The organism is Streptococcus sp. 2022WUSS083 (assembly GCF_044427155.1).
In the GTDB taxonomy this organism is placed as follows: domain Bacteria; phylum Bacillota; class Bacilli; order Lactobacillales; family Streptococcaceae; genus Streptococcus; species Streptococcus hashimotonensis.
Genome location: NZ_JAOTGK010000001.1, coordinates 207,879 through 231,543, shown reverse-complemented (window position 1 = coordinate 231,543; position 23,665 = coordinate 207,879). Strand labels below are relative to the sequence as shown.

Genomic DNA, 23,665 nt, shown 5'->3' with positions numbered 1-23,665 from the left:
AACATATACCAAACACTGCCCCTTGAACTACGTCAAAAAGAGTATCTTGTATATATTTAGGTTTTGCCTGCTAACCAGTAACAATCCTTTTGTTGAGATTATGATAACACATTACAAATTCTTTTGCAAGCGTTTTCTAAAGTTTTTTTGATTTTTTTCTAACTCGTTTTTAAGCGCTGGATATGAATGGTTAAATAGACTTGTTCATCTTTGGACATTTCAAAATGGTAAACTTCCGCAATATGCTGACGAATCTTAGTCGTACAAGCAAATGAATCAGGATAGTTAGCCATCACCTGTTCATACAAAAATGCATCATTGACCCCTTCGACCACACCATTGGCCACGCGTTGAGCAAAATACTGAATATGTGTTACAAATCGATGATAGCTGGTATCCTCCTCGTAAGTCACACTACCAAAATGAAGGCGGACAATGTCTAAAATCTGAGTCACGATTTTACTAATGGTTTGGGTTTCCTTGCCAAAAGCACCATTCTTCTGAGCATTTACCAGATGGAGAGCGATAGACGAGGCCTCTCCCTTTCCTAGTTCCAAGCCTAAACGCTCCTGTACCAAGTGCAAGGCTTCTAAACCAATTTGGTATTCCTTCGGATAAAACTTACGTACTTCCCAAGACAGCGGGTTCTCAATAAAGATACCTTCACGGCATCGCTGAAATACAAAATGTAAATGGTCTGCCAAGGCTAGATACAAAGACAAATCAAACTGAACTTCTAAAGTTTCTTCTGCCCTATTGATAATGGCATTGACTACTTCGACTTCACTGCTCTCCATTTGCAGGTACAGACTCGATAAATCTGATTGTTGGTAGTCATTTTGTAGCACAAAGGTTTTCTCGATTTTGCTGGTGTCTAATTCTTCCCCTGCTTTTTTCTGAAAACCTAATCCTTTCCCCATTACAATCAACTCACGGCCCTGCTGATCTATTGCTTGAATGACATTGTTGTTATAAACTTTTTCAATCTGCATCTACTTTACCGCCTCTTTTTTCGACTGATAAAAAAGAACCCAAGCATATAGCAAATACGACTGTTGCCAGACCCTTCACTATCTACTTAGGTTTTGCCTGCTTATCAGTAACAATCCTACTCTTATCTTATCAGATTGTAAGCGGTTTTGCAAGCGGTTTAAAAATCTTATTTGTAACGCAGTTTATAGAACAGAATAATACCAGATAAAACAAAGGAAATACTATTCGCAACGATGAGTGCCGCATCTCCTATCAAAATGCCATGGATTAACCATAGACCGATACCTGTGACAGACATACTATACATTCCGAGTGAAATAGCCTGAGTTTCCTTCGTTTTTACTACCTGTATGACCTGTGGCAAAAATCCAAAAGTTGTCAAGCAAGCCGCTACAAATCCAATCATATTACCCCCTCCTGTTTTTCTAACAATCCCAATTTTTCGAAAGCATTATAGAGACCGTCATGTTCTACATCGTCCGTCACCATATCAGCCATAGCCAAGATTTCCGCTCCGCCATTTCCCATAGCGACACCAATCGCACAGTAATCCAGCATAGGGATGTCAATCTTAGCATCTCCAAATGCGATGGTATCCTCTTTTTTGGCTCCAAGGTGTTCCAACAGAACATCAATCGCATGTGCCTTGTCAATATCTTTCACACCTAAATCACCAAATAGCGCCGTCTCTCCGCGACCACCCCAGGTATTAGCTACTAACCGTGGAAACGCCGCCTTGGAGTCCAAATGATCCTGGTAGGAATCGAGTACAAAACTGATTTTATTCAAATCATCTCGGTACAATTCTCCATCAAATACCATTCCATGCATGACATCTTCTACCTCTTGATTAGCGACCTCCTCAGCTGTTTTCCCCTTGTTCATGGCATAGATTTTCAAGGTTTCACGAGCCCGTTCACGGAAATTCTCACTAGCAAAGAGGCCATTATTGCTTTCCAGATAAAATTCCAAACCACGTTCATGGAGCCAGTCTACAACAGCTTTTGCGTCTTCCTTAGAAATGAGTTGGTGCATAACGACCTTTCCCTGATGCTCTACATAGGAGCCGTTGCCGCCAATCATTCCGTCCAGGCCAATTTCCCATAGTTCTGGCTGCATTTCCGCTCGGCTCCTACCAGTACAGACATAGACCAAGTGCCCATTTTCACGAGCTTGTCGAATAGCCCGAATAGCTGTTTCTGGAATCCGATTGTGATAGTCAACCAAGGTCCCGTCAACATCTAAAAAAATAATCTTGCGCATCTTTATTCTCCTTGCCTTTTTTCTACTACAAGTATAGTCTGTTTTTCTATCAAATAACAGTCCAAAACTGCGAAAGATTGATACTATCCTATGAACATGCAAAAAAAGAAAGCCACTTGGACTTTCTTTTCATTTATTATATTATTTACGTTTTGGTGGGTTGTGAATCGCAACACCAAGAACATCAAGGAAGGCTTCATACATAACCTCCGAGAAGGTTGGGTGACCGTGGATAGATGCTGCCACGTCGTCAACTGTCAACTCAGATTCCATGATAGTTGCTGCTTCGTTGATCATTTCAGCTGCAACTGGACCGATGATGTGAACACCAAGGATTTCATGGTATTTCTTATCAGCGATAACTTTTACGAAACCATGTGCTTCGTTAGAAGCGATTGCACGACCGTTACCAGTGAAGCTGTTGCGACCGATAAGGATATTTTCTTTACCGTATTTCTCGATCGCTTGGTCTTCTGTCAAACCAACCATAGCGATTTCTGGGTGTGTGTAAACCGCTGCTGGTGTGAAGTCCAATTTAGCTTTGTGGTGGTTACCGTGGATTGCGTTTTCAGCTGCCACTTCACCCATACGGTAAGCAGCGTGTGCCAACATCTTAGTACCATTGACATCACCTGGTGCATAGATACCTGGGATAGAAGTTTCTTGGTACTCGTTGACCTTGATACGACCGCGGTCAAGTTCAAGGTTCAGATTTTCAAGACCAGCCAATTGTGGTACACGACCGATTGAAAGAAGGGCTTTTTCAGACACGATTTCTGAACCGTCGTTCAATTTGATTGTCAATTGGTTGTTGGCTTCAACGATTTCAGATACACCAACAGATGTCAAGAATTTCATACCTTTCTTAGAAAGGACTTTTTGCAATTCAACAGACACTTCGCGGTCCATACCTGGAATGATACGGTCAGCCATTTCAACAACGGTCACTTCTGTGCCGTATGATGCGTAAACCAAACCAAGTTCCACACCGACTACGCCACCACCCATAACAGTGAGTGACTTAGGAATTTCACGCAAGTCAAGGATATCATCAGAAGTCAATACCAACTTAGAATCAATACCTGGGATGTTGATGCGTGATACTTTAGAACCTGTTGCAAGAATGATGCTACGACCTTTGATAACCTTGTCGCCAATGACAACAGTCTTGTCAGGGTTTACTTGACCAAGACCGTTGAAGATAGTCACTTTATTAGCTTTCAAGAGACCTTGAACGCCACCAGTCAATGTCTTGACAACCTTGTTCTTGAAGTCAACTGTCTTGTCCATGTCAACGGTGTAGTTGGTTGAAGCAAGGTTGATACCACGCTCAGCAGCAATCTTCAAGCCATCAAGGATTTCAGCGTTTTTAAGGTAGGTCTTAGTTGGGATACAACCCTTGTTCAAGCAAGTACCACCAAATTCTGATTTCTCAACGATAGCGATTTTACCGCCCAATTGAGCACCACGAATAGCTGCATAATAACCAGCAGGACCACCACCGACAACAACCATGTCGTACTCATCAGCTGCCAATTCAGCCTTAGGAGCTTGTGGAGCTGCTGCAGGAGCTGCAGGCACTTCCAAACCAGCTGCCTTCAAGTCAGCAGTTGCTTGAGCAACTTCAGCTGGAGCAGGTGCAGCACCCACTTCAACTGTTTCACCTTCTGCACCAAGGTAAGCAATGACTTCTGTTACAGGAACAGTTGCACCGTTACCGTGAACGATTTTCAAAAGAACACCTGATTCTTCCGCTTCCAATTCCATACTTGTCTTGTCTGACATCATCTCCAAGATAACATCACCTTCGTTGACAAAATCACCCTCTTGTTTTTTCCACTCGATGATTTCGCCTTCTTGCATATCTACACCAAGTTTCGGCATAATAATTTCAATAGCCATGTTTAAGATACCAAGAGCGAAGAGAAAGCGACTGAAAAATTAGGAAATCGTAGAAAATCCTGATTTTCTAAACGATTTATCTATTTTTCCGAGCTTTCCGCTCGGGTTCAATTGCTAAAACTCTCTCGCTCTTATTCCCTTTCTTTATTTTCTATTCAGAAATCTACATTCCTTTATTTTTGACCAACAAAACCTTATCAGATTAACAATTCCAATGGGTTTTCCAGCAAGTTCTTCAAGTCAACCATGAACTTAGCACCATTCATACCATCAATGATACGGTGGTCGATGGTCAAGCAGAGTGCCATGATTGGACGGATTTTGATTTCACCGTCGATAACAACTGGTGTTTGAACAGTTGATGCTACACCAAGGATTGCTGAGTTTGGTTGGTTGATGATTGGGTTAAAGGTTTTAGTACCAAACATACCCAAGTTGGTGATAGAGAAGGTCGAACCTGACATTTCAGCCCCCTTCAACTTACCAGATTGAGCCTTCTTGATGACATCTTTCGAAGCCACTACAAAGTCAGACAAGCTCATCTTATCTGCACCGTGAACAACTGGCACCACCAAGCCATCATCTAGACCTACTGCGATACCAAGGTTGACGAACTTGTGTAATTCGATTTCTTGTGCATCGTTAATCAAAGATGCGTTCATATAACGGTGTTCTTCTTTCATCAAAGTACGAACAACCGCAAGACCAATCAAGTCTGTAAAGGTTACTTTCAAACCAGTCTTGTTCATGATTGGCTCAAGGACTTGCTTACGAAGTGCCATGAGGTTGGTCATGTCGATATCGTAGTTAAGCGTAAAGGTTGGAGCTGTCAAGTAAGAGTTGACCATACCTTTTGAAATTGCCTTACGCATTGGGCTCATCTTGATGATTTCAACGCCTTCTGGCAATTCTTTAGCTGGTTTTTCTTCTGCTTTTGGTGCTGGAGCAGCAGTTTCTACAGCTGCAGGAGCAAGTACTGCAAGAACGTCGTTCTTGACAATCTTACCGTTGACACCTGAACCTGTAAGGGTTGACAAGTCAACACCTTGGTCTGCTGCAATACGGGCTGCAAGCGGAGTTGCTTTGGGAGCTGCTCCCTTGAAGTCTTCGACGTCAACCTTGTGGACACGACCGTTAGCACCTGTTCCTGGAACAAGACCCAAATCGATTCCAAGCTCACGCGCCAATTTACGTGCTGCTGGAGTCGCACGAACCTTGCCACCACCTTGTGGTTTGGCAGCAGGTGCAGGAGCAACAATCACTGGTGTACGACCAGCAGGTACTTCTTCAATAGCCGCTGCTGGTTCAACAGCAGGTGCAGCTGAAGCGCCGGCTTCAACCGTCTCACCTTCAGCACCGATGTAGGCAATAACTTCTGTTACAGGAACGGTAGCACCGTTTCCGTGAACAATTTTCAATAGGACGCCTGACTCTTCTGCTTCCAGCTCCATGCTGGTCTTGTCAGACATCATTTCCAAGATGACGTCGCCTTCATTGACGAAATCGCCCTCTTGTTTTTTCCACTCGATGATTTCACCTTCTTGCATGTCCACACCGAGCTTAGGCATAATGATTTCAATAGCCATAATTATGATACAAAGAACGTCCAAATGCGACCGAATTTTAGGAGTCCAACGCAGGATGCTTCACATCTAAGGCGGACTATCTAAATTCCGAGCATTTAGTTCGTGTTCTAATCCTTTCTTTCAGTTTCTTACCTTGTCAAGAACCAAACCAGACTTCGACAAGCGAAGTGGCTTAATTCTTTTCCAAGCATTCTTAGTCATGCTAGAATATTTTATTTCTAGCATATTAAGGTTATCGTCTTTCCGATTGCTTTTCTGACAAGTCAATTTGGTTCAGGCATAACTGACCTTAGGCAAGCCAAATCAACACAGCCAGAAAAGATAAGCGAATGACGATAAGATTAACCCTTGTTTACTTGCTTGTAGATTGCCGCTTTAATTTTCTCTACGTTTGGCAATACTGCGTTTTCAAGAATGTTTGCGTAAGGAACTGGTACATCGTCTGAAGCGATACGGATGATTGGTGCATCCAAGTAGTCAAAGGCTTCGCTTTCTGTGATGATTGATGCGATTTCACCGATGAAACCACCTGTTTTGTAAGCATCGTTAACCAAGATAACCTTACCAGTTTTCTTCACAGATTCGATGATCAATTCTTTATCCAATGGGATAAGGGTACGTGGGTCAACCACTTCTACGCTGATGCCTTCTGCAGCCACTTCTTCAGCCGCTTTCAAGGCACGTTCCAACATACGACCGTATGAAATAATGGTTACATCCGTACCTTCACGTTTGATTTCACCTTTACCAAGTGGAATGTAGAAATCTGGGTCCAAGTTCACTTCTTCTTTTTTACCGTAAAGAGCTTTTGGCTCCAAGAAGATAACTGGGTTGTTGTCAAGGATAGATGATTTCAAGAGACCTTTTGCATCGTTAGCTGTACCAGGTGCAACAACTTTGATACCTGGGATGTGAGTCAACCAAGCTTCAAGAGATTGTGAATGCTGTGCCGCTGAACCGATACCTGATCCAGATGCCACACGGAAGGTTACAGGTGTTTTCAAGCCACCACCAAACATATAGTTGGTTTTAGCCGCTTGGTTAACAATCGCATCAAGGGCAATTGTGATGAAGTCCATGAAAGTCAAGTCAACGATTGGACGAAGACCCGTTTGAGCCGCACCAACCGCAGAACCAGCGATTGCTGCCTCAGAGATAGGCGTGTCGCGAACGCGTTTTGGACCAAACTCGTCCAACATACCAACAGATGTACCGAAGTCACCGCCGTAGATACCGACGTCTTCACCCATCAAGAATACTTTTTCATCCTTACGCATTTCTTCGCTCTGAGCCAAGTTAATCGCTTCACGCAAGGCCATTACTTTTGTTTCAGCCATTTTAAAATTTCTCCTACTTATATCAAAAATTTTCTTCAATCTGAACAGTAGACTAGTCTACAAACACATCTTCGTAAGCTACTGAGATGTCTGGATCTGGGCTTTCTTGTGCGAATTTCACAGATGCTTCTACTTGTTCTGCAACTTGTGCTTCGATGGCATCCAATTCTTCGTCTGTCGCAATCTTGTTTTCTGTCAAGTATTTGCGGTATTTCTTAAGTGGGTCTTTTGCTTTCCACTCGTTGACTTCTTCTTTTGTACGGTACACACCTGCATCTGCAGTTGAGTGACCAAACCAGCGGTATGACTCAACTTCGACCATGGCAGGACCATTTCCTGCACGAACGTACTCGATAACTTCTTGCATTTTTTCATAAACAGCAATAACGTCGTTACCATCCTCAACATAGTGACCTGGAATACCGTATGCTGCTGCACGTTGGTAGAGATGAGGAATCTTAGTTGAGTAAGAAATATCTGTTGAGATACCGTAGCGGTTGTTTGTAATGAAGAAGATAACTGGCAAGTTCCAAACTGCCGCCAAGTTCATTGATTCATGGAAGGAACCTTCGTTAGTAGCTGAATCACCTGAGAAGGCAATAACAATGTTATCTGTACCAAGGTATTGTTGCGTAAGGGCTGCACCAACTGCAAGGGCATAACCACCACCTACGATACCGTTTGAACCAAAGTTTCCTTTTTCAACGTTTGCCAAGTGCATAGAACCACCACGGCCTTTTGATGTACCAGTTGCCTTACCAGCAAGCTCAGCCATCATGCCATTGATGTCAATACCTTTTGCAATAACGTGACCGTGACCACGGTGATGTGAGAAGATGATGTCCTCATCTGTCAATCCAGCAATAGGTCCAACAGCTGCAGCTTCTTCACCGACTGAGAAGTGAGTCATACCTTGTACGAAACCGCGACGCACTAATTTATTTAATTTCATATCAACATCACGGATTTGTTGCATTTTCAAGAACATGTCCAAATGTTGTTCTTTTGTGATAGATACCATAATTTCCTCCAAAGGTTTTTCTCTTTCTGTACTATGATAGACCAATATTTCACAAATGGCAAGTAATTGAACCGTTTTCTTTTTACAGAAATTTTCGTGAAAACCTTGATTTAGTGCGTTTTTTCACAAATTCCAAAAAGATTTATTTTCCTTGTTTGAAACTTTTTTCACAAACTTTAAAATGAGCTTGCACGCCGTCTTTCTTTCTGTTAATATAGGTACGGAGGTTCTTATGGAATTCGATTTATTTCTGATGATTTGTAACTACGTAGGCACTATCGCATTTGCTGTTTCGGGGGCCGTAAAAGGATTTAAGAAAAAGTTAGATATTTTTGGAATTAGCTTGCTCGGCATCATTACCGCCGTTGGTGGGGGAATTATTCGAGATACGATGGCAAATCGCATTCCTACTGCTCTGACCGATCCTACAGCCATCTATTTATCTCTCGGAGTAGCGATTAGCATGTACTTGATTGTTATCAATCTAAAGCAGGACAAACCACTTGATAAGAAGATGATTCATTTCCTTTCCCAGACAAACCTTATCTTTGATGCAATCGGTCTAGCCATCTTCGCCCTCATTGGAGCCAGTACTGGCATCTCTCTCCAGCTAAACGCTCTAACCAGTGGTATTCTGGCAGCTTTGACAGGTGTCGGAGGCGGAATCGCCCGTGATTTACTCGTCAATGAAACACCTATTGTTCTTAAAGAAGATGTCTATGCTGTCCTTGCATTTTTCTCAGGAGTCCTCTATCATCTTTGCGTTGTAAATTGGAAATTACCACAAATTCCAACCTTCATCACTATTTTTACCATTTCTTTAATCATTCGATTATTGGTAATTAAATACAAAATCAATCTTCCCAATATGGAAAGCAAACGAAAGGTCTGAGTTCGTCAACTCAGACCTTTTTGTATTATTATTGATTACCAGCCACCGTGACCACCTGCACCTGGTCCTGTTGCTGTGATTTGAGTAATCTGCTCACCGTTAACTGTCACAGTACCTCCTGTCAATTCAGCAGTTCCATCGAAGTCAAAAGCAGATTGAGCTGTTACATCAATTGTCCCACCGGAGATATAAATGTCTCCATTAGCATCAAAGGCATCCGTATCTCCACTACCTACAGCCACTTTCAAGTCACCGCCAGTTACCTTGATAAAGATATCTGATGACGTTGTACTTGCCGCATTAATAGCATCATCTGAACCGTAAACATCTAATGTACCACCATTAATCGTGATGTTAGTACCTTCAAGTGCCTCAGCAGATTCTGATACTGTAATGGTACCTCCGTCAATTGTCAAAGCCGTCTCCGCTTTAATACCATCATCACCTGCTTTTACAGTAATTTCACCACCTGTGATAGTTGTATAACCTTTGGTAGTATCTGTATCATTGGTTGACTTGATACCATCACCACCTGCTGTTACATTGATTGTACCACCATTGATTGTCAATGAATCCTTACCACGGATACCATCATCCACTGCAGTGACGGTAATGTTTCCTGAATTCACGACAAGGTCGTCCGTCGATACAATACCATCTTGGAAGTTCCCCTCAACTGTCAAGCTACCATTACCAGTGATGGTCAAATCTGCTTCAACATGGATAGCCCCCTCAATGTTGGTATCTGTATGATTACTGGTATCTTTCACTGTATTCGTCGTACCATCTTTGATTTCCAATTCAACATTATCAGCATTAATAACATTGATTGCTGCAGTTTCTGAACTTGAAATCTCAGCACCTGCTAGAATGATGCGAACATTGGCATCTGTTTCAACCGTTACACCAGCTGTTGTTGAACCAGTCAAAATATAGGTTCCTCCCTCAGTAATTTTCAAGCCATCATTTGAAAGCGTCACTTCTGTCGTTGGAAGGGCTGACCAGTCAATAGATGACGAGCTCGAATCTGATGAAGTGCTATTATTTGAAGTTGTCGCTACACTTGTCTGACTAGTTGCTGCTGAGCTTGAAGTCGTCGTTGAACTTGAAGTAGATGAACATGCTGCTAAGACACCAAGACTCATAAGAGTAACACCAGAGTAAAGTAATTTTTTAAGATTTGTTTTCATAATAAAGATTCCTTTTCTTTCTTTAGGAAGTCGTATCCCTTCCTGATATGCTCCTAGTTTACCTTTCCTTCCTAAAAGAAAGATTAAAGATTGCCAAAAGAAAACTTAAAGTTCTAGGAACTACAAAAGGCCGGGAAATCCAGCCTAGGAATAATCATTGATAAAATCTATAACTTAACCCAATGCAAGCTTTTCAACTCAAGCAAGGGAGAAGTTTCAGGATTGGTATCTGATTCAGAAATGCGTTTTAAACCTGGAATCATCGCATTGTATTGATAAATGCGAAAAACACCATCTCCTTCAAATAAGTATGTTCCATCCTGTAAAGGACGAAGTAGGGCGTCCGGTCCAATTTCAAATCCAAGATTGCGGAAATTATCCACCAAGCGTAGACTCTCATCGGCAAGTTGAGTATAGAGGTCAATTAAGACATATTCTCCCGACTTGTCCAAAGCTAGAAGCAGCTCCTCTGTACCATCATGGTTGACATCATACAAACTATAAAATATTCCACTGTATTCTTGCCCCTGACTAGTTAATAAGCTCAGATAGCTACTGACCTCATCCTGATTGATTGCCTCAGCAGGCTGCCCCATATTCGCTTGATAACGATCAATAACTGATTGGTATACCGCACTTAGCTCAGGAGTGGTCACTGAGGATGCTTGCGTCTCGGAGCTAGATGCTATTGTTGACGCTTGCTGCAAACTAGAACTATCTGAAACTTGGCTTGAAGCACTAGAACTAGAACTCTCACCACCTTTTACCTGATTAGACTGACAAGCAGCTAATAGTACAACCGTGGACACTAACATCAGTTTACTAATAAATGTTTTCATAACTTCCTCCTGTGCTCTATCTTTGGTCTTAGTATAACATCTTTTCGAGGGCTTGTAAACGCCACCATATATGGACAAAGCATCCGAGCAAAAAAAGCCGAATGTTCCCATCCGACTTTTGTTGTTAATCTTTCTGATCAAGAGCACGCAACATTTGGTCAATTTTATTGCCGTACTCAATTGATTGGTCTTTTTCAAAGACCAAATCCGGAATTTTATAAAGAGTTAACTTACGACCAAGTTCTCTCTTAATGGTTCCCGTCGCTTTTTCAAGACCCGTTTGTGCTTTTTGATTATCGGATGCCAAATTACTCATGATTGTGTAGTAAACCTTGGCCATTGACAAATCGCCGACCATCTGAACATCTGTAATAGTCACTCCCTGCACACGTGGATCACGAACTTTCTTTTGCAAAATCTCATTGACTTCGCGCTTGATTTCCATCCCGACACGGTCTGTACGAAAATGATTCGCCATATTCTTTCCTTTCTTAGATGATAGAAAAGCTGAGTTTCCCCAGCTTGAATAATCCAAGTAGATTAAAAACTATTGCTTTAAAACCTACTAAAATCTATTAAATTGTCACTTCCTCGACAAAATCACTTGTCTATGACTTTGACAGTGAGAAAATATTATTTTTTGATTTCTTCCATGATGTAAGCTTCAATGGTATCATCAACTTTCAAGTCGTTGTAGTTCTCAATCATCAAACCACCCTCTTGGGCATTACCAACTTCTTTCACGTCATCTTTATAGCGTTTCAAACTAGCTAGTTTACCATCAAATACTACAACACCATCACGGATAACTCGAACACTTGAATCACGGGTAACCTTACCACGTACGACCATGAAACCACCGATCGTTCCAACTTTGGATACCTTGAAGGTTTCACGAATGATTGCCTCACCAATGATTTTTTCTTCATATTCTGGATCAAGCATACCTTTCATAGCATCTTCCATCTCTTCGATAACCTTGTAAATGATGCTGTGAAGACGTACTTCAACATCATCTGCTTCAGCTTGGCTACGCGCTTCAGCTGTTGGACGAACGTTGAAACCAATCACAAGAGCATTTGAAGCTTCCGCAAGAGTAATATCTGATTCATTGATAGCACCAACTGCAGAGTGGACGATATTGACACGTACTCCCTCGACTTCAATCTTTTGAAGCGATGATGCAAGAGCTTCAACAGAACCTTGTACGTCGGCCTTGATAATCACATTAACTGACTTAACCTCACCTGCTTTAAGGGTATCAAAGAGGTTTTCAAGACTAACTCGTTGCGTTGCTTGACGCTGTTTAAGAAGAGCACGTTTAGCACGTTCTTCACCTGCTGCACGAGCTGATTTCTCATCCTCGTAAACTGCAAAGTGATCGCCTGCCATAGGAGCTTCGTTCAAACCAGTAATAGATACCGGTGTAGATGGACCAGCAGTTTTAACACGACGACCAAGGTCGTTTGTCATGGCACGAACACGTCCGAAGGTATTTCCGACAACGATTGGGTCTTGAACATTAAGTGTCCCTTGTTGAACGAGGAGGGTTGCAACCGCACCTTTCCCTTTATCCAAATGCGCTTCGATAACTGTACCAATCGCACGAACAGTTGGGTCTGCCTTCAGTTCTTGGATTTCAGCAACCAAAAGAACAGTTTCCAACAATTCATCAATGTTTTGGTTAAACTTAGCTGAGATTTCTACAAATTCAGATTCTCCACCCCAAGCGGTTGAGATAACACCATGCTCAGCCAATTCACCGATGACACGCTCTGGGTTTGCACCTGGCTTGTCAATCTTGTTGATAGCTACAATGATTGGCACATTAGCTGCTTTTGAGTGGTTGATAGCCTCAATCGTTTGTGGCATGACACCATCATCTGCAGCAACGACTAGGATGGTCAAGTCGGTAACAGATGCACCACGTGCACGCATAGAAGTAAAGGCCGCGTGTCCTGGAGTATCCAAGAAGGTAATTTTCTTACCAGCTTCCTCAATTTGGTAGGCACCGATATGCTGTGTGATACCACCAGCTTCCCCAGTAGCAACACGAGAATTACGTAGGGTATCCAACAAGGTTGTTTTACCATGGTCAACGTGTCCCATGATAGTCACAACAGGTGGGCGTTCTGTCATCTCTTCTTCATTGAGGTAACCCTCTTCTACGAAGAAACGCTCAATATCTGCGTTATCGACCTCTACCTTTTCTTTCGCTTCAATACCATAATCAACCATGAGGAGTTCGATAGTATCTCCATCCAAAGATTGGTTTTGAGTCGCCATAACTCCCATAAGGAAGAGTTTTTTCACAATTTCAGCAGGTTCACGTTTGATTCGTTTTGCAATTTCTGCGACGGTCATGCCAGCAGTGTATTCAAATTCAGTTGGCAATTCGTGGAACTTGCGTTCTGTGACAGGTTTGGCAGGTTGGTTAGCCTTGCCTTTTTTATTTTTCTTGTTGTTATTCCAGTTACTTGTTCTTTGATTTCTCACTTGATTTTGACTATTTCGATTTCTTTGTTGTTTCCGTGGACCATCTTCTTCGTCACTATTAAAGTCACGTTTTTTATCTGGTCGAGCTTGTTTCTTACGACGGGTATCTACAGTAGTTTCTGCAACTTGCTCTGGTACCGATGCAACAGGTGCAGGCTTCACAAATGGTTTGCTTTCCACAACCGGTTCTTCAAACTTAATTTCTTTTGGCTTCTTAGGTTGCTTTTTAGCTTCCTGAGCCTGACGAAAACGTTCTTCACTGGTACGAGCATACTCCGCATTTTGTTCTGCTTTCAAAGCAGCAGCACGCGCTTTGAAGTCAATTTTAGGTCCCGCTGGTTTTGCAGCCTCTCTTTGTTCAAAGCGAGCTGACCGACCTGAACGATTGTCCTGACGACGGTTGTCTCGATTATCGCGACGGTCTCCAAATCGGTTGTCTTTCCGCTCTTCTGGACGCTGGTCACGACGATTGTCGCGGCGATCATTTCGCTCATTGTTTGAACGTCCCTGACCTTGTTGACGGTTGTCACGACGGTCCTGACCAGATTTAGCTTGACCACCTTTTCCTTGACCCTGAGCTCGCTTAGCAGCCTGCTCTTTGGCCCGCGCTTCACGCTCTGCCTTAAAGTTTCGACTCTGTGGACGATGTGGAGCTGATTGTACTGCGCTTGCCGCAACTTCTTCTTTTACTACTGGCTGTGTTTCCTTAGCTTCTTCTACCTTAGCTGTTTCCACTTTTGGAGTTTCATCAACCTTCTCAGGCTTGCTAACTTTTGCCGCAACTTTAGTTGCCTCTGATTTTTGTCCCCCAAAGCTTTCTGCAAGGCGTTTAGCACTTGCTTCATCTACGCTTGAAGCATGACTTTTGACTTCAAAACCCAATTCTTGAGCCTTAGCAACAACTTCCTTACTGCTTACGCCTAATTCACGGGCTATTTCATTCAATCTCTTCTTAGACAATGCCTTGTCCTCCTGTTCTATTCCATAATAGACCTCATCTTCTTTGTAAATCCAGCGTCTGTCACTGCAAGAACTTTTCTAGCCTTGCCGACAGCTGCACTCAATTCCAGTGTTGAAAACACTGTTACAACTTCTACTTGATAGGTATGACTTTTATCTGTTACTTTTTTACTTAAATTTCCAGCAGCATCTTCGGCTAAAAACACCAACTTTGCCTGCCCTTTTTGAATAGCTTCAACAACCAGGTCCTCACCCGAAACCAGGCGACCAGCTCGCTGGGCCAAACCTAATAAATTTAAGATTTTCTGTCTCTTATTCGAGTCCAAGTTCTCTCCTCTTGATCTTATGATCAACATAGGCAATTAATTCATCGTAAAATTCTTCGGCCACTTCCATACTAAAGGAACGATCAAAGACACGACGTTTCTTAGCTTGGCTTGCCTCATCATTGTCAAGCTTGATGTAAGCTCCACGACCATTTGCCTTGCCTGTTGGATCGATAAATACTTGACCTTCTTTATTTTTTACAATACGGAGCAAATCCCGTTTGTCGATGATTTCACCGGACACCACAGACTTGCGCAAGGGTATTTTTCTAGCTTTTGCCATGGTTGCTCCTTTTGCCTTACTCTTGTTCTTCTGCGACTTCTTCTACAACTTCGTCTGTTGCATATTGAGTTGCTTCAAAAGCTTCATACTCCGATGCTGACTTGATGTCGATACGGAATCCTGTCAAATGTGCTGCCAAACGAACGTTTTGACCGCGACGACCAATTGCCAATGACAATTTATCATCTGGTACAACGACTGTAGCATGTTTTCCATCTTCCGTGTCAAACAATACTTGGTCAACTTCAGCAGGAGCGAGGGCATTGTAGATAAATTCCGCTTCATCTGCTACCCACTCGATAACGTCAATATTTTCCTCAGTAGGAATCATACGGTCATTCTTAGCATCATAACGAGCTGGGTGGAACTTGCTGGTGATTTTCTTGATATTTGAACCACCACGACCAACGATAGTACCAATAGCATCTACGTTTGGATTATGGCTACGAACAGCCACTTTCGTACGGTCTCCAGCTTCGCGAGCAACACTCATGATTTCAACTGTTCCATCGTATACTTCTGGAATCTCCTGTTCCATGAGGCGTTTGATCATTTCTGGATGGCTACGGCTGACAAATACGTTAACACCACGACCATTGTCTTCTACCTTGTAGACATAGACTTCGATGCGATCATGAGATTGGAAAACCTCACCAGGAATTTGGTCTTGTTTTGACAATTGTGCTTCAATCGTACCAAGGTTGACATAGATAAAGCGATTATCAAAACGCTCTACCGTACCTGACATAATCTCATTTTCATGTTGCTTGTAGGTATTGAAGGTAATGGCACGCTTTTGTTTGCGCATCTTTTCCATGATGGTCTGTTTAGCTGATTGAGCAGCTACACGTCCAAATTCCGCTGGGTCTTCTTGGAATTTAATTTTGTCACCCATTTCATAAGCTGATGAAATAGCCAAGGCATCTTTTAGACTAATTTCTAGTCGGCTATCAAATACTTCATCTACTACTTCACGAACAGTAAATACATGGAAATCGCCTTTTTTCTCGTCAAATTCAATCACTGCTGATTCTGATTGACCATAACGGCGTTTATAAGCTGAACGAAGCGACTCTGTAACTGCATCAATGATATCCGCTTTGTTAATACCCATGTCTTCCTCTAAAATACGGAAGGCTTCTAGCATTTCTTTACTCATGTTGTTTTCCTTTTGCGCTCAAAAGGTCCTTTCTTAAAGTCTAATATCTTTATAAAATACTCATGAAAAAGTATTATAACTTAACAGCCAAACGGGCCTTAGCCACCGTCTGGTAAGGAATAGTTACTTCCTTCTTACGAGTTTTATCCATATACTCCATAATCAGGTCTGTTCCATCAAAGGAGAGCAACGTTCCTTCAAAAACCTTGATTTTATCAATTGCCTGATAGAGCTTGACATGGATGTACTTTCCAACCGCCTTCTCAACAGCATCTGCCGTTTTTAAAGGACGTTCCAAACCTGGACTTGTTACCTCCAGCATGTATTGGTCTGGAAATGGGTCTGGTTTGATAGTGTCCAAAATCGGACTGATCTTTTCGGATAAATCTGCTGTATCTTGAAGGGAAATTCCACCCTCCTTATCGACAAAAATCGATAGGACATAGTCACCGCCCATTTTACCATATTCCACATCTACCAACTCGTAAGGAGTTTGAATAGCGGGGGTAATTGCTGCTGTGACCAATTCAATAATTGATGACATAAACACCTCCTATTTTTACAGTCGCTAGAAATACATTACTCAAATAGTTTGCACTATCCAGGACTCTCTATTTCCTTTGACAGTAAACTCCCTTGTACTATCATTTATTCTATATACAGAAATCCGTGTACAGGGAAAGGGTTGACTGACGCCAACCCCTTTTCTCATTATTCACTTCCATTATTTTATCATATCTATCCCTATTTGTAAAGGAAAACGATGGATTATAGACATTTATAGTCTTTTAGTTTACTTTTAGTACTCTCTCCAAAGGTTTGGGGAACCTTTGGAGGTTGGAGATAGCACTTGCGGAGCAAGTCACCCCTGCAGAGTACGGCAAAGCGAGTTCAAACAATCCAGTGGAGTGTTTGAAGTTAGAAATAAGGAAACGGAGTTTCCTCTTACGTCGAAGTAATAAAAGAAAAACTGAATGACTATAGTTTATTCGACAAAGGAAAAAGGTCTCTGTTAGACCTCTCCTCATTTTCCACTAAGGGAATTATTGAAACTGTGCTTCCACACGATAGATGACTTGACCCTTGTTTGAGAATTTCTCCTCATACTCTGTCATAACGTTGCCTTCCAAACCATCAGCATGCAAATCTAGCCAAACTTGCTTCAAGACCATACCATATTGAGAAAAACTAGCCAGGCTATACTCAAACAAACCACGATTATCTGTTTTGAAGTGGATTTCTCCCTTCTCAGGTAGGATTTCCTTGTAGGTATCCAAGAATGACTTGTAGGTCAAACGGCGTTTCTCATGACGTTTCTTAGGCCATGGATCTGAAAAATTCAGATAAAGCTGATCTATTTCTGCCGGTGCAAAATAGTTGGTCAAACTCGAACCATCCACCTGCAATAATTTTATATTTGGTAAGCCAGCTTCAAGCACACGGTCCAAGGCATAGCTTAACACGGTCATCTGAATATCAATACCAATATAGTTGATATCTGGATTTTGCGCAGCCATACCAGTGACAAAGCGACCTTTACCAGAACCAACTTCTATGTGGATAGGATTATTGTTTCCAAAAATCTCTGCCCATTTCCCCTTACACTCCTCTGGATTGGAGATAACATACTGGGGATTGTTTGCTAGAAGCTCACTCGCTCCCTTACGATTTCTAACTCTCATACTTCCTTATAGAAACTCTGACGGAATTGCCGTAGAGCATAAATTTCTTTATTTGCAGCCAAAACATTGTAGCTTTCTACATGCTTAGCTATTTGGTTTAGATAGCCAAGCTGGCCATACCAATAAACCTTATTTAATACTGTGCTGTTATATTTGTAGCCATAAGCCCGAAGCCACTCTTCCCAGGACTGACGAGGAATATAATGCGTCAAAATATAGGCAACATCCAACATCCGATCCGTTACACAAGCGGTCTCCCAATCTGTCAAATACACCAAACCAGACGTCGTTTCTACCCAGTTACTATGATGCAAATCTCCGTGAACAAATGTTGCCACCTCTTGACGGAATCTTGGTAGATTATTCAATAAATCTTGACAGATAGATTGCAGATAAGAATTCTGTCCCAATCTAGTTGGCGCCTCTTTTTGCCAACGATAAACCAAATCCTGAGGTTCCATATAGGTATAATTCATCTGCAAAGCCTGATTGAGCAAAATGCGAGAATAGTGCATTCTCACCAGTATTTGACGAATCTGTTTACTAGTCATATCTTGACGCTCCAAGGTACGACCATTCAACCACTCCTGCTCTACACGATGCCCCATTCCTACTTCACGATTTGCTGACAAAACGGGTGGTGTAATTTGCTCACGCGCAAGAGCAGACACTATCGGAGGCATCTCATACTTCACAAAGACTGGCGTTCCGTCTGACCGTAGGCCTTTAAACGCTTTGCCACTATTTCCTGCAATAGACTGTAATTGTAGCCCACTGGTATCAAACTGCATGCCTTTCCTCCTTTAAAAATTCCTTACTATTTTACTAATTTTCGTCTATTTAGTCAATCAATTTTTTTAATTTTAGAGGCAAATATATTTCATGCAAGAAAATCCCCACGAGAAGTAAGACGACTACCATCGCATTCTCTTTAGAAAATAGCAGAGCAAAGCCCAATTCCACTACTAATAGACTATATAAAATCACTCTAAGCAAATTCTGAAGACCAATTTTCTTGGAATCTTTCTCCAGAGGATACAGTTGTGTTATATATTGATAATCATAATGCTTGTAAAGCCCCAACAACTGGAAGACAAGCAAATAATGAAAGACTAAAACTAGGCCGATGGATAACCACGATTCTTCAATGGCAAATAGGGACAAAATCGCCAACAACAGTAGACGTATCGTCAAGCCCAAGTAGTCTCCTGAACGCAAGAAAGCCCGTAAGTAGAGATAAAACCAAGTCTGTCTCGACTTGACGAGACGCAAGATTCCATTGAGATAGCTTCTCGGTTTAACAGTCGTACTGATTCCTTTAACCGTTGTAAATAAGGCAAAGAAACGTAAAATAGACTGTTTCCTTTTTTGTTCATCTTGAATAGCCTTAGACCAGTCCAATACTCCCTGTGACTGATAAGCCACTAATCGGCGCTTGACAAAAAGACATTTTAAAACCAACAAAGTAAGAAGACCAGCTACAATCATCCACACCGGTAAACCCAGTTTCAAATAGATTGGTAACAAAACAAGCTGAACCACCACCTGTATAGAGGACCAAAACAAGACCGTGCGTCTAGCTGCAACCTCGAGTCCTTGCAGAATGTCTTTTTCCTTGGTCAATAGGAAGATTTGATCTGCTTCTTCTAGATAAGTCGCAATTCTTCCAGACACTAGTACCAGTAGACTGATTGCAATAACCACCAAAATAATCGGCAACGGATTCTCAGGGAATGACAACAATAATTGACGGTATTGCAAACTCAAAAAGCCTAATAAAACCATGAGAACCAAAACAAAATGGTCATTCAGAACATAGCGCAGATACTTGGAACAACGATTTAAAAAATCTAGTCGGCGTTGTTGAAACAATTCTTTCATCCAGCCACTCCTTCTTGCGTCAAGGCCAGATAAATTTCGTTCAGACTTGCACCATCCATACCAAATGCGCTTTGTAGCTCCTCCAAATTTCCAGTTGCACGGACCTGTCCCTGATGTAAAATCACAAAAGAGTCGCACATTTTCTCAGCTGAGTCAAGAACGTGAGTGGACATGAGAATTGAAGTGCCCTTAGATTTTTCTTCCTCCAAAAGAGCGATCAAGTCAGAGATAGCCACGGGGTCTAATCCCAGAAAAGGCTCATCAACAATCAACAGACTCGGCTCCACCATAAAAGCACAAATAATCATGACCTTCTGCTTCATTCCCTTTGAAAAATTGACAGGAAACCAGTCCAATTTCTCATCCAAGCGAAACAGTTTTAACAAGTGCTCAACACGTCCCCAAGCTTGCTCCCAAGATAAATCATAGGCCATTGCTACCACTTCCAAGTGCTCTTTGAGGGTTAGTTCTTCATACAAACTTGGTGTTTCAGGGATAAACCCAATCTTCTTCCGATAATTTTCAGCCCCTTGTAGCAAAGTTAGGCCGTCAATTGCAATCTGCCCTTGATAGGGGGTCAAAAGACCGATAATTTCCTTAATAGTTGTTGATTTCCCTGCACCATTTAAACCAATTAGACCAACTAATTGACCATCCTCAACGGTAAAAGATACATCTTTCAAAACTGGGATATTGACATATCCTCCAGTTACATTTTTTACTTCTAACATACAATTCTTCCTACAATTTGATATAATTATTATAACAAAAATCCTAGAAAGAGGTTGCCATTATGTCGGATTGTATTTTTTGCAAAATTATCTCTGGAGAAATACCAGCTTCAAAAGTCTACGAAGATGACCAAGTATTAGCCTTTTTAGACATCACTCAGGTCACAAAAGGACACACATTGGTTGTTCCTAAAAAACACTACCGAAACGTGCTTGATATGGATAAAGAAGCTGCAGCCACACTCTTTTCTGTTGTGCCAACCATCGCTCGTCAGTTAAAAGAAAAACTTGGAGCTAGTGGTCTAAACATCGTTAATAATAACGAGGAGGCCGCTGGGCAAACTGTCTTTCATACACACATCCATCTCTTACCACGCTTTAACAATCAAGATGGATTGAGCATTCAATTTAAAGCCAACGACCCTGACTTCCCAGCCCTGGCTCAACTGGCACAAGAGCTCTATCTAGGAGAATAATATGAAACTTCGTAATATCATTTTAGCCGTAAGCGCCGCTACCGCCAGCTTCCTTGCAGTCACGCATCGGGATAAAATTACTAAAGAAATAAAGGGAACCAAACAACTTCTATCAGATATTCAACTGAGCAAGGACAATATCCAGGAACAACTTGCCATTATCCAAAGTTTTCAAGAACCCTTGCAGGAAATGGCTTCTGACTTACAATATAAGACTCGAGTCTATCAGCAAAGTATTGCAGGAAACTTGGAAGAAATCCAACAGGTTCTCAAAAAATACCAGAATGAGAATAGCACTCCCTGACATAGGGAATTTCCAAATATATAAAAATAGAGGTTGTTTGCAACCTCTATTTTTATAGGCTTTTAGTACTCGCTCGTCAAAGTAATAAAAGAAAAACTGAATGACTACATTATTGTGACCCGTTTTCATCACCAAGTACTGGCTCTGTTGAAAAATCGGTTACCTGCTCTTCTGTTGTCACAGTCGTAGTAGCCGATGGACTCCCTATTTCTGGATCCAAGCTTTCTGCCCATGGACTTGCTTCTAACAGCAAGAGATTTGTATATACATCATAAACGTTTATTGGACTTGGCAATCCCATCTGTCCTTCGTAGACCTTCACGTTTGTGACTAAGTCGGTATTTTCTTCTAAGCCGATAGATTTTTTCAGAATATTTTGCATTTCCAATAGATGTGTACTGGTTGGTAATTGATAATAGATTTCATCAACCATTTGGTCCACACCGCGCAACTGATAGGAATTCAACTTAGAGACCGAGTCTTTATAACCCAGGAGGCTTGGAATTGTCGCAGGACTAATCTCAATGTTGGTTCGCATATTATTGGAGATGGCGGTCAGAATCTTCTTATACTGGGTCAAACCATCTAACTGGAGGAGTTTTTTTATAATAGCCGTGATAACTTCTCGTTGGCGTCTCTGACGTCCGATATCCCCCTCAGGATCATCATAGCGCATCCGAGCATAAACCAGCGCCTGATCCCCATTTACTAACTGTTTCCCCGACTGAACAATAGAGGTGTATGCAGGCTCATGTTCCGAAATGGATATAGGAAAGCCAAGAGTATTGTTTACCTCAATACCTCCAACCGCATCAACAAGCTCAATCAGACCATCCATATTTATTTCGATATAACGGTCAATGTTAATATCCATCATCTTTTCGATCGTGGCAATGGCCATCGGTGCCTGTCCGTAGCTATAAGAATGATTTAGTTTTTCAACCGTTCCTGAAGACTCTCCATTCGCTTCTGCAATCTCAACCATAATATCACGAGTCAAGCTCATCATATTGGTTTCCTTAGTCTTGGGATTAACAGTTACCAAAATCATCGAATCACTACGGCCACCCTCCCAATCTCCCCCGCGGGTCGCTTGGTCCATATCCACCCCCATCAGTAGGATGGTTAGGGGTTCTGTCGCATCAATAGGAGTGATTTCTTTTTCTCCATCTAGCTGCTTATAGGTTTTTGAAATAGTACCTGTAGAAAAATTTAACAAGCTGGCCCCGTATATTAAGCCGGCACCTAGTGTTAAACCAACAATAGCCAAAGACATTAAGAATATTTTTTTTCCAATTGTCATACTTCACCAATTAACTTGCCCATATAATAAAGATCAAGCCATTCTCCTTCATCTGTTCTAGCCCCACGTATCTGGGTTCCTTCAATGTTGAATCCTAGTTTTTGGTATAAATGTACTGCCGCCTGATTGCGAACCTGAACCGTTAATTCCAAACGCTTCAATACATCCATTTCCTCTGCCCAATGCAATACTTCCTCCAGTAAAATCGTCCCTAGACCGTGACCCCAGTAGGCTTTTTTTACTGCAATAAAAATATTTCCGATATGGCTAATGCGAAACTGCTTAGAGGACTTAACAGAAATTGCGCCGACGACTTCCGAACCAACCTTAGCCAACAGGCATAATTCACGAGGATTTTCGATTCCTGCCTCGAAGATGGTCTCCATTTCATCAACACTAAATCGAAAACCAGTCTCATCCATGACCAGATAATCCGTTTCTCTAGCAACTTGATTCATAAAATCAATAAAAGCTGCTGCATCAGCTGGTTCAGCTTCACTAAAATACACTTCTTTTTCAGACATTTTGGAACTCCTTCGCTAAATCGCTACTTTGAGCCCCATGAGATTCGACTGTCAATCGTCGACCATCTCCCTCTTTCTCTATACGAATGAGCAAATAGTCATCAAATAGACTGACATCCAGTAATTCTCCCCACTCGATAACCGTTAGACCTCCTCCATAGAGAAAATCATCCAAATCAATCGAGTCAGGGTCATCTCCAATTCGATAAACATCTAAGTGATAGAGTGGCATGGTCCCCTCATACTCTCGAACGATCGTATAAGTAGGACTCTTAATCATCTGTTCAATTTTTAAACCCTTGGCCAAACCCTTGGTCAGAGTTGTTTTCCCAGCACCCAAATCCCCTGATAATACTAGAACTTGATTTGGCTTACAGGCTTTTCCAATTCTCTCACCAATGGCAATCAATTCATTTTCATTCTGACTATACATGTCTTTAATTATACCATAGCCCCAGTAGTTTGTCATAGGTCTACTGGAAATTGTAGACAAGTCGACAGAAAAAATCGCAAGCCA

At 41.8% G+C, this 23,665-nt stretch carries 25 protein-coding genes; 3 read left to right on the top strand and 22 right to left on the bottom strand.

Features of this window, described 5'->3' with window-relative positions; genetic code table 11:
* Positions 1-158: 158 nt before the first annotated feature.
* The 7 genes from licT to ODU41_RS00960 form a co-directional block, all read right to left on the bottom strand.
* The gene (licT, locus tag ODU41_RS00990) at positions 159-992 is read right to left on the bottom strand and encodes a BglG family transcription antiterminator LicT (RefSeq protein ID WP_024389452.1); all 834 of its coding nucleotides are present in this window, start codon (positions 990-992) and stop codon (positions 159-161) included.
* Positions 993-1,159: 167 nt separating this feature from the next.
* Positions 1,160-1,399 carry a SemiSWEET transporter gene (locus ODU41_RS00985; protein ID WP_029171014.1) on the bottom strand — a complete coding sequence of 80 codons (240 nt, stop codon included), beginning with the start codon at positions 1,397-1,399 and terminating at the stop codon, positions 1,160-1,162.
* Positions 1,396-2,256 carry an HAD family hydrolase gene (locus tag ODU41_RS00980; protein ID WP_074391676.1) on the bottom strand — a complete coding sequence of 287 codons (861 nt, stop codon included), beginning with the start codon at positions 2,254-2,256 and terminating at the stop codon, positions 1,396-1,398. Before ODU41_RS00980 ends, ODU41_RS00985 begins: the two co-directional genes overlap by 4 nt.
* A gap of 141 nt (positions 2,257-2,397) precedes the next feature.
* Positions 2,398-4,158 carry a dihydrolipoyl dehydrogenase gene (lpdA, locus tag ODU41_RS00975; RefSeq protein ID WP_029171016.1) on the bottom strand — a complete coding sequence of 587 codons (1,761 nt, stop codon included), beginning with the start codon at positions 4,156-4,158 and terminating at the stop codon, positions 2,398-2,400.
* A 197-nt stretch (positions 4,159-4,355) separates the two neighbouring features.
* Positions 4,356-5,744 (bottom strand): dihydrolipoamide acetyltransferase, encoded by a 1,389-nt coding sequence (locus ODU41_RS00970; protein WP_024385178.1) that lies wholly within the window; start codon positions 5,742-5,744, stop codon positions 4,356-4,358.
* Positions 5,745-6,085: 341 nt separating this feature from the next.
* Positions 6,086-7,081 (bottom strand): alpha-ketoacid dehydrogenase subunit beta, encoded by a 996-nt coding sequence (locus ODU41_RS00965; protein WP_002942393.1) that lies wholly within the window; start codon positions 7,079-7,081, stop codon positions 6,086-6,088.
* A 52-nt stretch (positions 7,082-7,133) separates the two neighbouring features.
* Positions 7,134-8,102, bottom strand: a complete 969-nt coding sequence (locus tag ODU41_RS00960) for a thiamine pyrophosphate-dependent dehydrogenase E1 component subunit alpha (protein WP_013730549.1) — start codon at positions 8,100-8,102, stop codon at positions 7,134-7,136.
* 232 nt (positions 8,103-8,334) lie between these two features.
* On the opposite strand from ODU41_RS00960, the gene ODU41_RS00955 reads away from it, so the two are divergent.
* Entirely contained in the window at positions 8,335-8,994 is a 660-nt protein-coding gene (locus tag ODU41_RS00955) for a trimeric intracellular cation channel family protein (protein ID WP_024385176.1), read from the top strand.
* Positions 8,995-9,029: 35 nt separating this feature from the next.
* Here the strand turns inward: ODU41_RS00955 and ODU41_RS00950 are convergent, their stop codons facing one another.
* The 12 genes from ODU41_RS00950 to ODU41_RS00895 form a co-directional block, all read right to left on the bottom strand.
* The gene (locus tag ODU41_RS00950; RefSeq protein WP_024414043.1) at positions 9,030-10,184 is read right to left on the bottom strand and encodes a carbohydrate-binding domain-containing protein; all 1,155 of its coding nucleotides are present in this window, start codon (positions 10,182-10,184) and stop codon (positions 9,030-9,032) included.
* A 167-nt stretch (positions 10,185-10,351) separates the two neighbouring features.
* On the bottom strand, positions 10,352-11,023 hold the full coding sequence (locus tag ODU41_RS00945) for a hypothetical protein (RefSeq protein ID WP_024414044.1): 672 nt from the start codon (positions 11,021-11,023) through the stop codon (positions 10,352-10,354).
* A gap of 124 nt (positions 11,024-11,147) precedes the next feature.
* Entirely contained in the window at positions 11,148-11,501 is a 354-nt protein-coding gene (gene rbfA, locus ODU41_RS00940; protein WP_002942382.1) for a 30S ribosome-binding factor RbfA, read from the bottom strand.
* Between the two features lie 155 nt (positions 11,502-11,656).
* A complete protein-coding gene (gene infB, locus ODU41_RS00935) occupies positions 11,657-14,479 on the bottom strand; it encodes a translation initiation factor IF-2 (RefSeq protein WP_105179906.1) in 2,823 nt (940 codons plus the stop codon).
* 17 nt (positions 14,480-14,496) lie between these two features.
* Positions 14,497-14,835, bottom strand: a complete 339-nt coding sequence (locus ODU41_RS00930) for a YlxQ-related RNA-binding protein (RefSeq protein WP_043028741.1) — start codon at positions 14,833-14,835, stop codon at positions 14,497-14,499.
* Positions 14,792-15,088, bottom strand: coding sequence for an RNase P modulator RnpM (rnpM, locus tag ODU41_RS00925; protein WP_002942375.1), 297 nt, complete (start codon positions 15,086-15,088; stop codon positions 14,792-14,794). The genes ODU41_RS00930 and rnpM overlap by 44 nt, the downstream gene beginning before the upstream one ends.
* A 16-nt stretch (positions 15,089-15,104) precedes the next feature.
* Entirely contained in the window at positions 15,105-16,247 is a 1,143-nt protein-coding gene (gene nusA, locus ODU41_RS00920) for a transcription termination factor NusA (protein WP_004194726.1), read from the bottom strand.
* Positions 16,248-16,320: 73 nt separating this feature from the next.
* Positions 16,321-16,791 (bottom strand): ribosome maturation factor RimP, encoded by a 471-nt coding sequence (rimP, locus tag ODU41_RS00915; RefSeq protein WP_002942369.1) that lies wholly within the window; start codon positions 16,789-16,791, stop codon positions 16,321-16,323.
* 499 nt (positions 16,792-17,290) lie between these two features.
* On the bottom strand, positions 17,291-17,929 hold the full coding sequence (gene trmB, locus ODU41_RS00910) for a tRNA (guanosine(46)-N7)-methyltransferase TrmB (RefSeq protein WP_002939002.1): 639 nt from the start codon (positions 17,927-17,929) through the stop codon (positions 17,291-17,293).
* Complete coding sequence (gene ccrZ, locus ODU41_RS00905; protein ID WP_002942360.1) at positions 17,926-18,720, bottom strand: cell cycle regulator CcrZ; 795 nt, start codon at positions 18,718-18,720, stop codon at positions 17,926-17,928. The genes trmB and ccrZ overlap by 4 nt, the downstream gene beginning before the upstream one ends.
* 49 nt (positions 18,721-18,769) lie before the next feature.
* Positions 18,770-19,810, bottom strand: coding sequence for an ABC transporter permease (locus ODU41_RS00900; protein WP_024385170.1), 1,041 nt, complete (start codon positions 19,808-19,810; stop codon positions 18,770-18,772).
* Complete coding sequence (locus tag ODU41_RS00895; RefSeq protein WP_002942356.1) at positions 19,807-20,541, bottom strand: ABC transporter ATP-binding protein; 735 nt, start codon at positions 20,539-20,541, stop codon at positions 19,807-19,809. The genes ODU41_RS00900 and ODU41_RS00895 overlap by 4 nt, the downstream gene beginning before the upstream one ends.
* A gap of 62 nt (positions 20,542-20,603) precedes the next feature.
* On the opposite strand from ODU41_RS00895, the gene ODU41_RS00890 reads away from it, so the two are divergent.
* Positions 20,604-21,017: an HIT family protein gene (locus ODU41_RS00890; RefSeq protein ID WP_024385169.1), complete on the top strand. Its 414-nt coding sequence runs from the start codon at positions 20,604-20,606 to the stop codon at positions 21,015-21,017.
* A 1-nt stretch (position 21,018) separates the two neighbouring features.
* Positions 21,019-21,321, top strand: a complete 303-nt coding sequence (locus ODU41_RS00885) for a hypothetical protein (RefSeq protein WP_024385168.1) — start codon at positions 21,019-21,021, stop codon at positions 21,319-21,321.
* A 109-nt stretch (positions 21,322-21,430) separates the two neighbouring features.
* Here the strand turns inward: ODU41_RS00885 and ODU41_RS00880 are convergent, their stop codons facing one another.
* From ODU41_RS00880 to tsaE, 3 genes are read right to left on the bottom strand one after another with little or no spacing between them, the layout of a single operon-like run.
* On the bottom strand, positions 21,431-22,624 hold the full coding sequence (locus ODU41_RS00880) for an LCP family protein (protein WP_398578548.1): 1,194 nt from the start codon (positions 22,622-22,624) through the stop codon (positions 21,431-21,433).
* Positions 22,621-23,148: a GNAT family N-acetyltransferase gene (locus ODU41_RS00875; RefSeq protein ID WP_002939196.1), complete on the bottom strand. Its 528-nt coding sequence runs from the start codon at positions 23,146-23,148 to the stop codon at positions 22,621-22,623. The genes ODU41_RS00880 and ODU41_RS00875 overlap by 4 nt, the downstream gene beginning before the upstream one ends.
* Positions 23,141-23,581, bottom strand: a complete 441-nt coding sequence (gene tsaE, locus ODU41_RS00870; RefSeq protein WP_024376437.1) for a tRNA (adenosine(37)-N6)-threonylcarbamoyltransferase complex ATPase subunit type 1 TsaE — start codon at positions 23,579-23,581, stop codon at positions 23,141-23,143. Before tsaE ends, ODU41_RS00875 begins: the two co-directional genes overlap by 8 nt.
* Positions 23,582-23,665 lie beyond the last annotated feature (84 nt).

Excerpts from the sequence above, each read along its gene's own strand:
- ODU41_RS00900 (WP_024385170.1), bottom strand. The coding sequence starts at position 19,810 with ATGAAAGAATTGTTTCAACAACGCCGACTAGATTTTTTAAATCGTTGT.
- ODU41_RS00885 (WP_024385168.1), top strand. The coding sequence starts at position 21,019 with ATGAAACTTCGTAATATCATTTTAGCCGTAAGCGCCGCTACCGCCAGC.
- ODU41_RS00955 (WP_024385176.1), top strand. The coding sequence starts at position 8,335 with ATGGAATTCGATTTATTTCTGATGATTTGTAACTACGTAGGCACTATC.
- ccrZ (WP_002942360.1), bottom strand. The coding sequence starts at position 18,720 with ATGCAGTTTGATACCAGTGGGCTACAATTACAGTCTATTGCAGGAAAT.
- nusA (WP_004194726.1), bottom strand. The coding sequence starts at position 16,247 with ATGAGTAAAGAAATGCTAGAAGCCTTCCGTATTTTAGAGGAAGACATG.
- licT (WP_024389452.1), bottom strand. The coding sequence starts at position 992 with ATGCAGATTGAAAAAGTTTATAACAACAATGTCATTCAAGCAATAGAT.
- ODU41_RS00970 (WP_024385178.1), bottom strand. The coding sequence starts at position 5,744 with ATGGCTATTGAAATCATTATGCCTAAGCTCGGTGTGGACATGCAAGAA.
- ODU41_RS00950 (WP_024414043.1), bottom strand. The coding sequence starts at position 10,184 with ATGAAAACAAATCTTAAAAAATTACTTTACTCTGGTGTTACTCTTATG.
- ODU41_RS00895 (WP_002942356.1), bottom strand. The coding sequence starts at position 20,541 with ATGTTAGAAGTAAAAAATGTAACTGGAGGATATGTCAATATCCCAGTT.
- ODU41_RS00980 (WP_074391676.1), bottom strand. The coding sequence starts at position 2,256 with ATGCGCAAGATTATTTTTTTAGATGTTGACGGGACCTTGGTTGACTAT.
- ODU41_RS00930 (WP_043028741.1), bottom strand. The coding sequence starts at position 14,835 with ATGTTGATCATAAGATCAAGAGGAGAGAACTTGGACTCGAATAAGAGA.
- trmB (WP_002939002.1), bottom strand. The coding sequence starts at position 17,929 with ATGAGAGTTAGAAATCGTAAGGGAGCGAGTGAGCTTCTAGCAAACAAT.
- ODU41_RS00960 (WP_013730549.1), bottom strand. The coding sequence starts at position 8,102 with ATGGTATCTATCACAAAAGAACAACATTTGGACATGTTCTTGAAAATG.
- ODU41_RS00945 (WP_024414044.1), bottom strand. The coding sequence starts at position 11,023 with ATGAAAACATTTATTAGTAAACTGATGTTAGTGTCCACGGTTGTACTA.
- ODU41_RS00875 (WP_002939196.1), bottom strand. The coding sequence starts at position 23,148 with ATGTCTGAAAAAGAAGTGTATTTTAGTGAAGCTGAACCAGCTGATGCA.
- rnpM (WP_002942375.1), bottom strand. The coding sequence starts at position 15,088 with ATGGCAAAAGCTAGAAAAATACCCTTGCGCAAGTCTGTGGTGTCCGGT.
- ODU41_RS00890 (WP_024385169.1), top strand. The coding sequence starts at position 20,604 with ATGTCGGATTGTATTTTTTGCAAAATTATCTCTGGAGAAATACCAGCT.
- ODU41_RS00965 (WP_002942393.1), bottom strand. The coding sequence starts at position 7,081 with ATGGCTGAAACAAAAGTAATGGCCTTGCGTGAAGCGATTAACTTGGCT.
- ODU41_RS00985 (WP_029171014.1), bottom strand. The coding sequence starts at position 1,399 with ATGATTGGATTTGTAGCGGCTTGCTTGACAACTTTTGGATTTTTGCCA.
- rbfA (WP_002942382.1), bottom strand. The coding sequence starts at position 11,501 with ATGGCGAATCATTTTCGTACAGACCGTGTCGGGATGGAAATCAAGCGC.
- ODU41_RS00880 (WP_398578548.1), bottom strand. The coding sequence starts at position 22,624 with ATGACAATTGGAAAAAAAATATTCTTAATGTCTTTGGCTATTGTTGGT.
- lpdA (WP_029171016.1), bottom strand. The coding sequence starts at position 4,158 with ATGGCTATTGAAATTATTATGCCGAAACTTGGTGTAGATATGCAAGAA.
- rimP (WP_002942369.1), bottom strand. The coding sequence starts at position 16,791 with ATGTCATCAATTATTGAATTGGTCACAGCAGCAATTACCCCCGCTATT.
- tsaE (WP_024376437.1), bottom strand. The coding sequence starts at position 23,581 with ATGTATAGTCAGAATGAAAATGAATTGATTGCCATTGGTGAGAGAATT.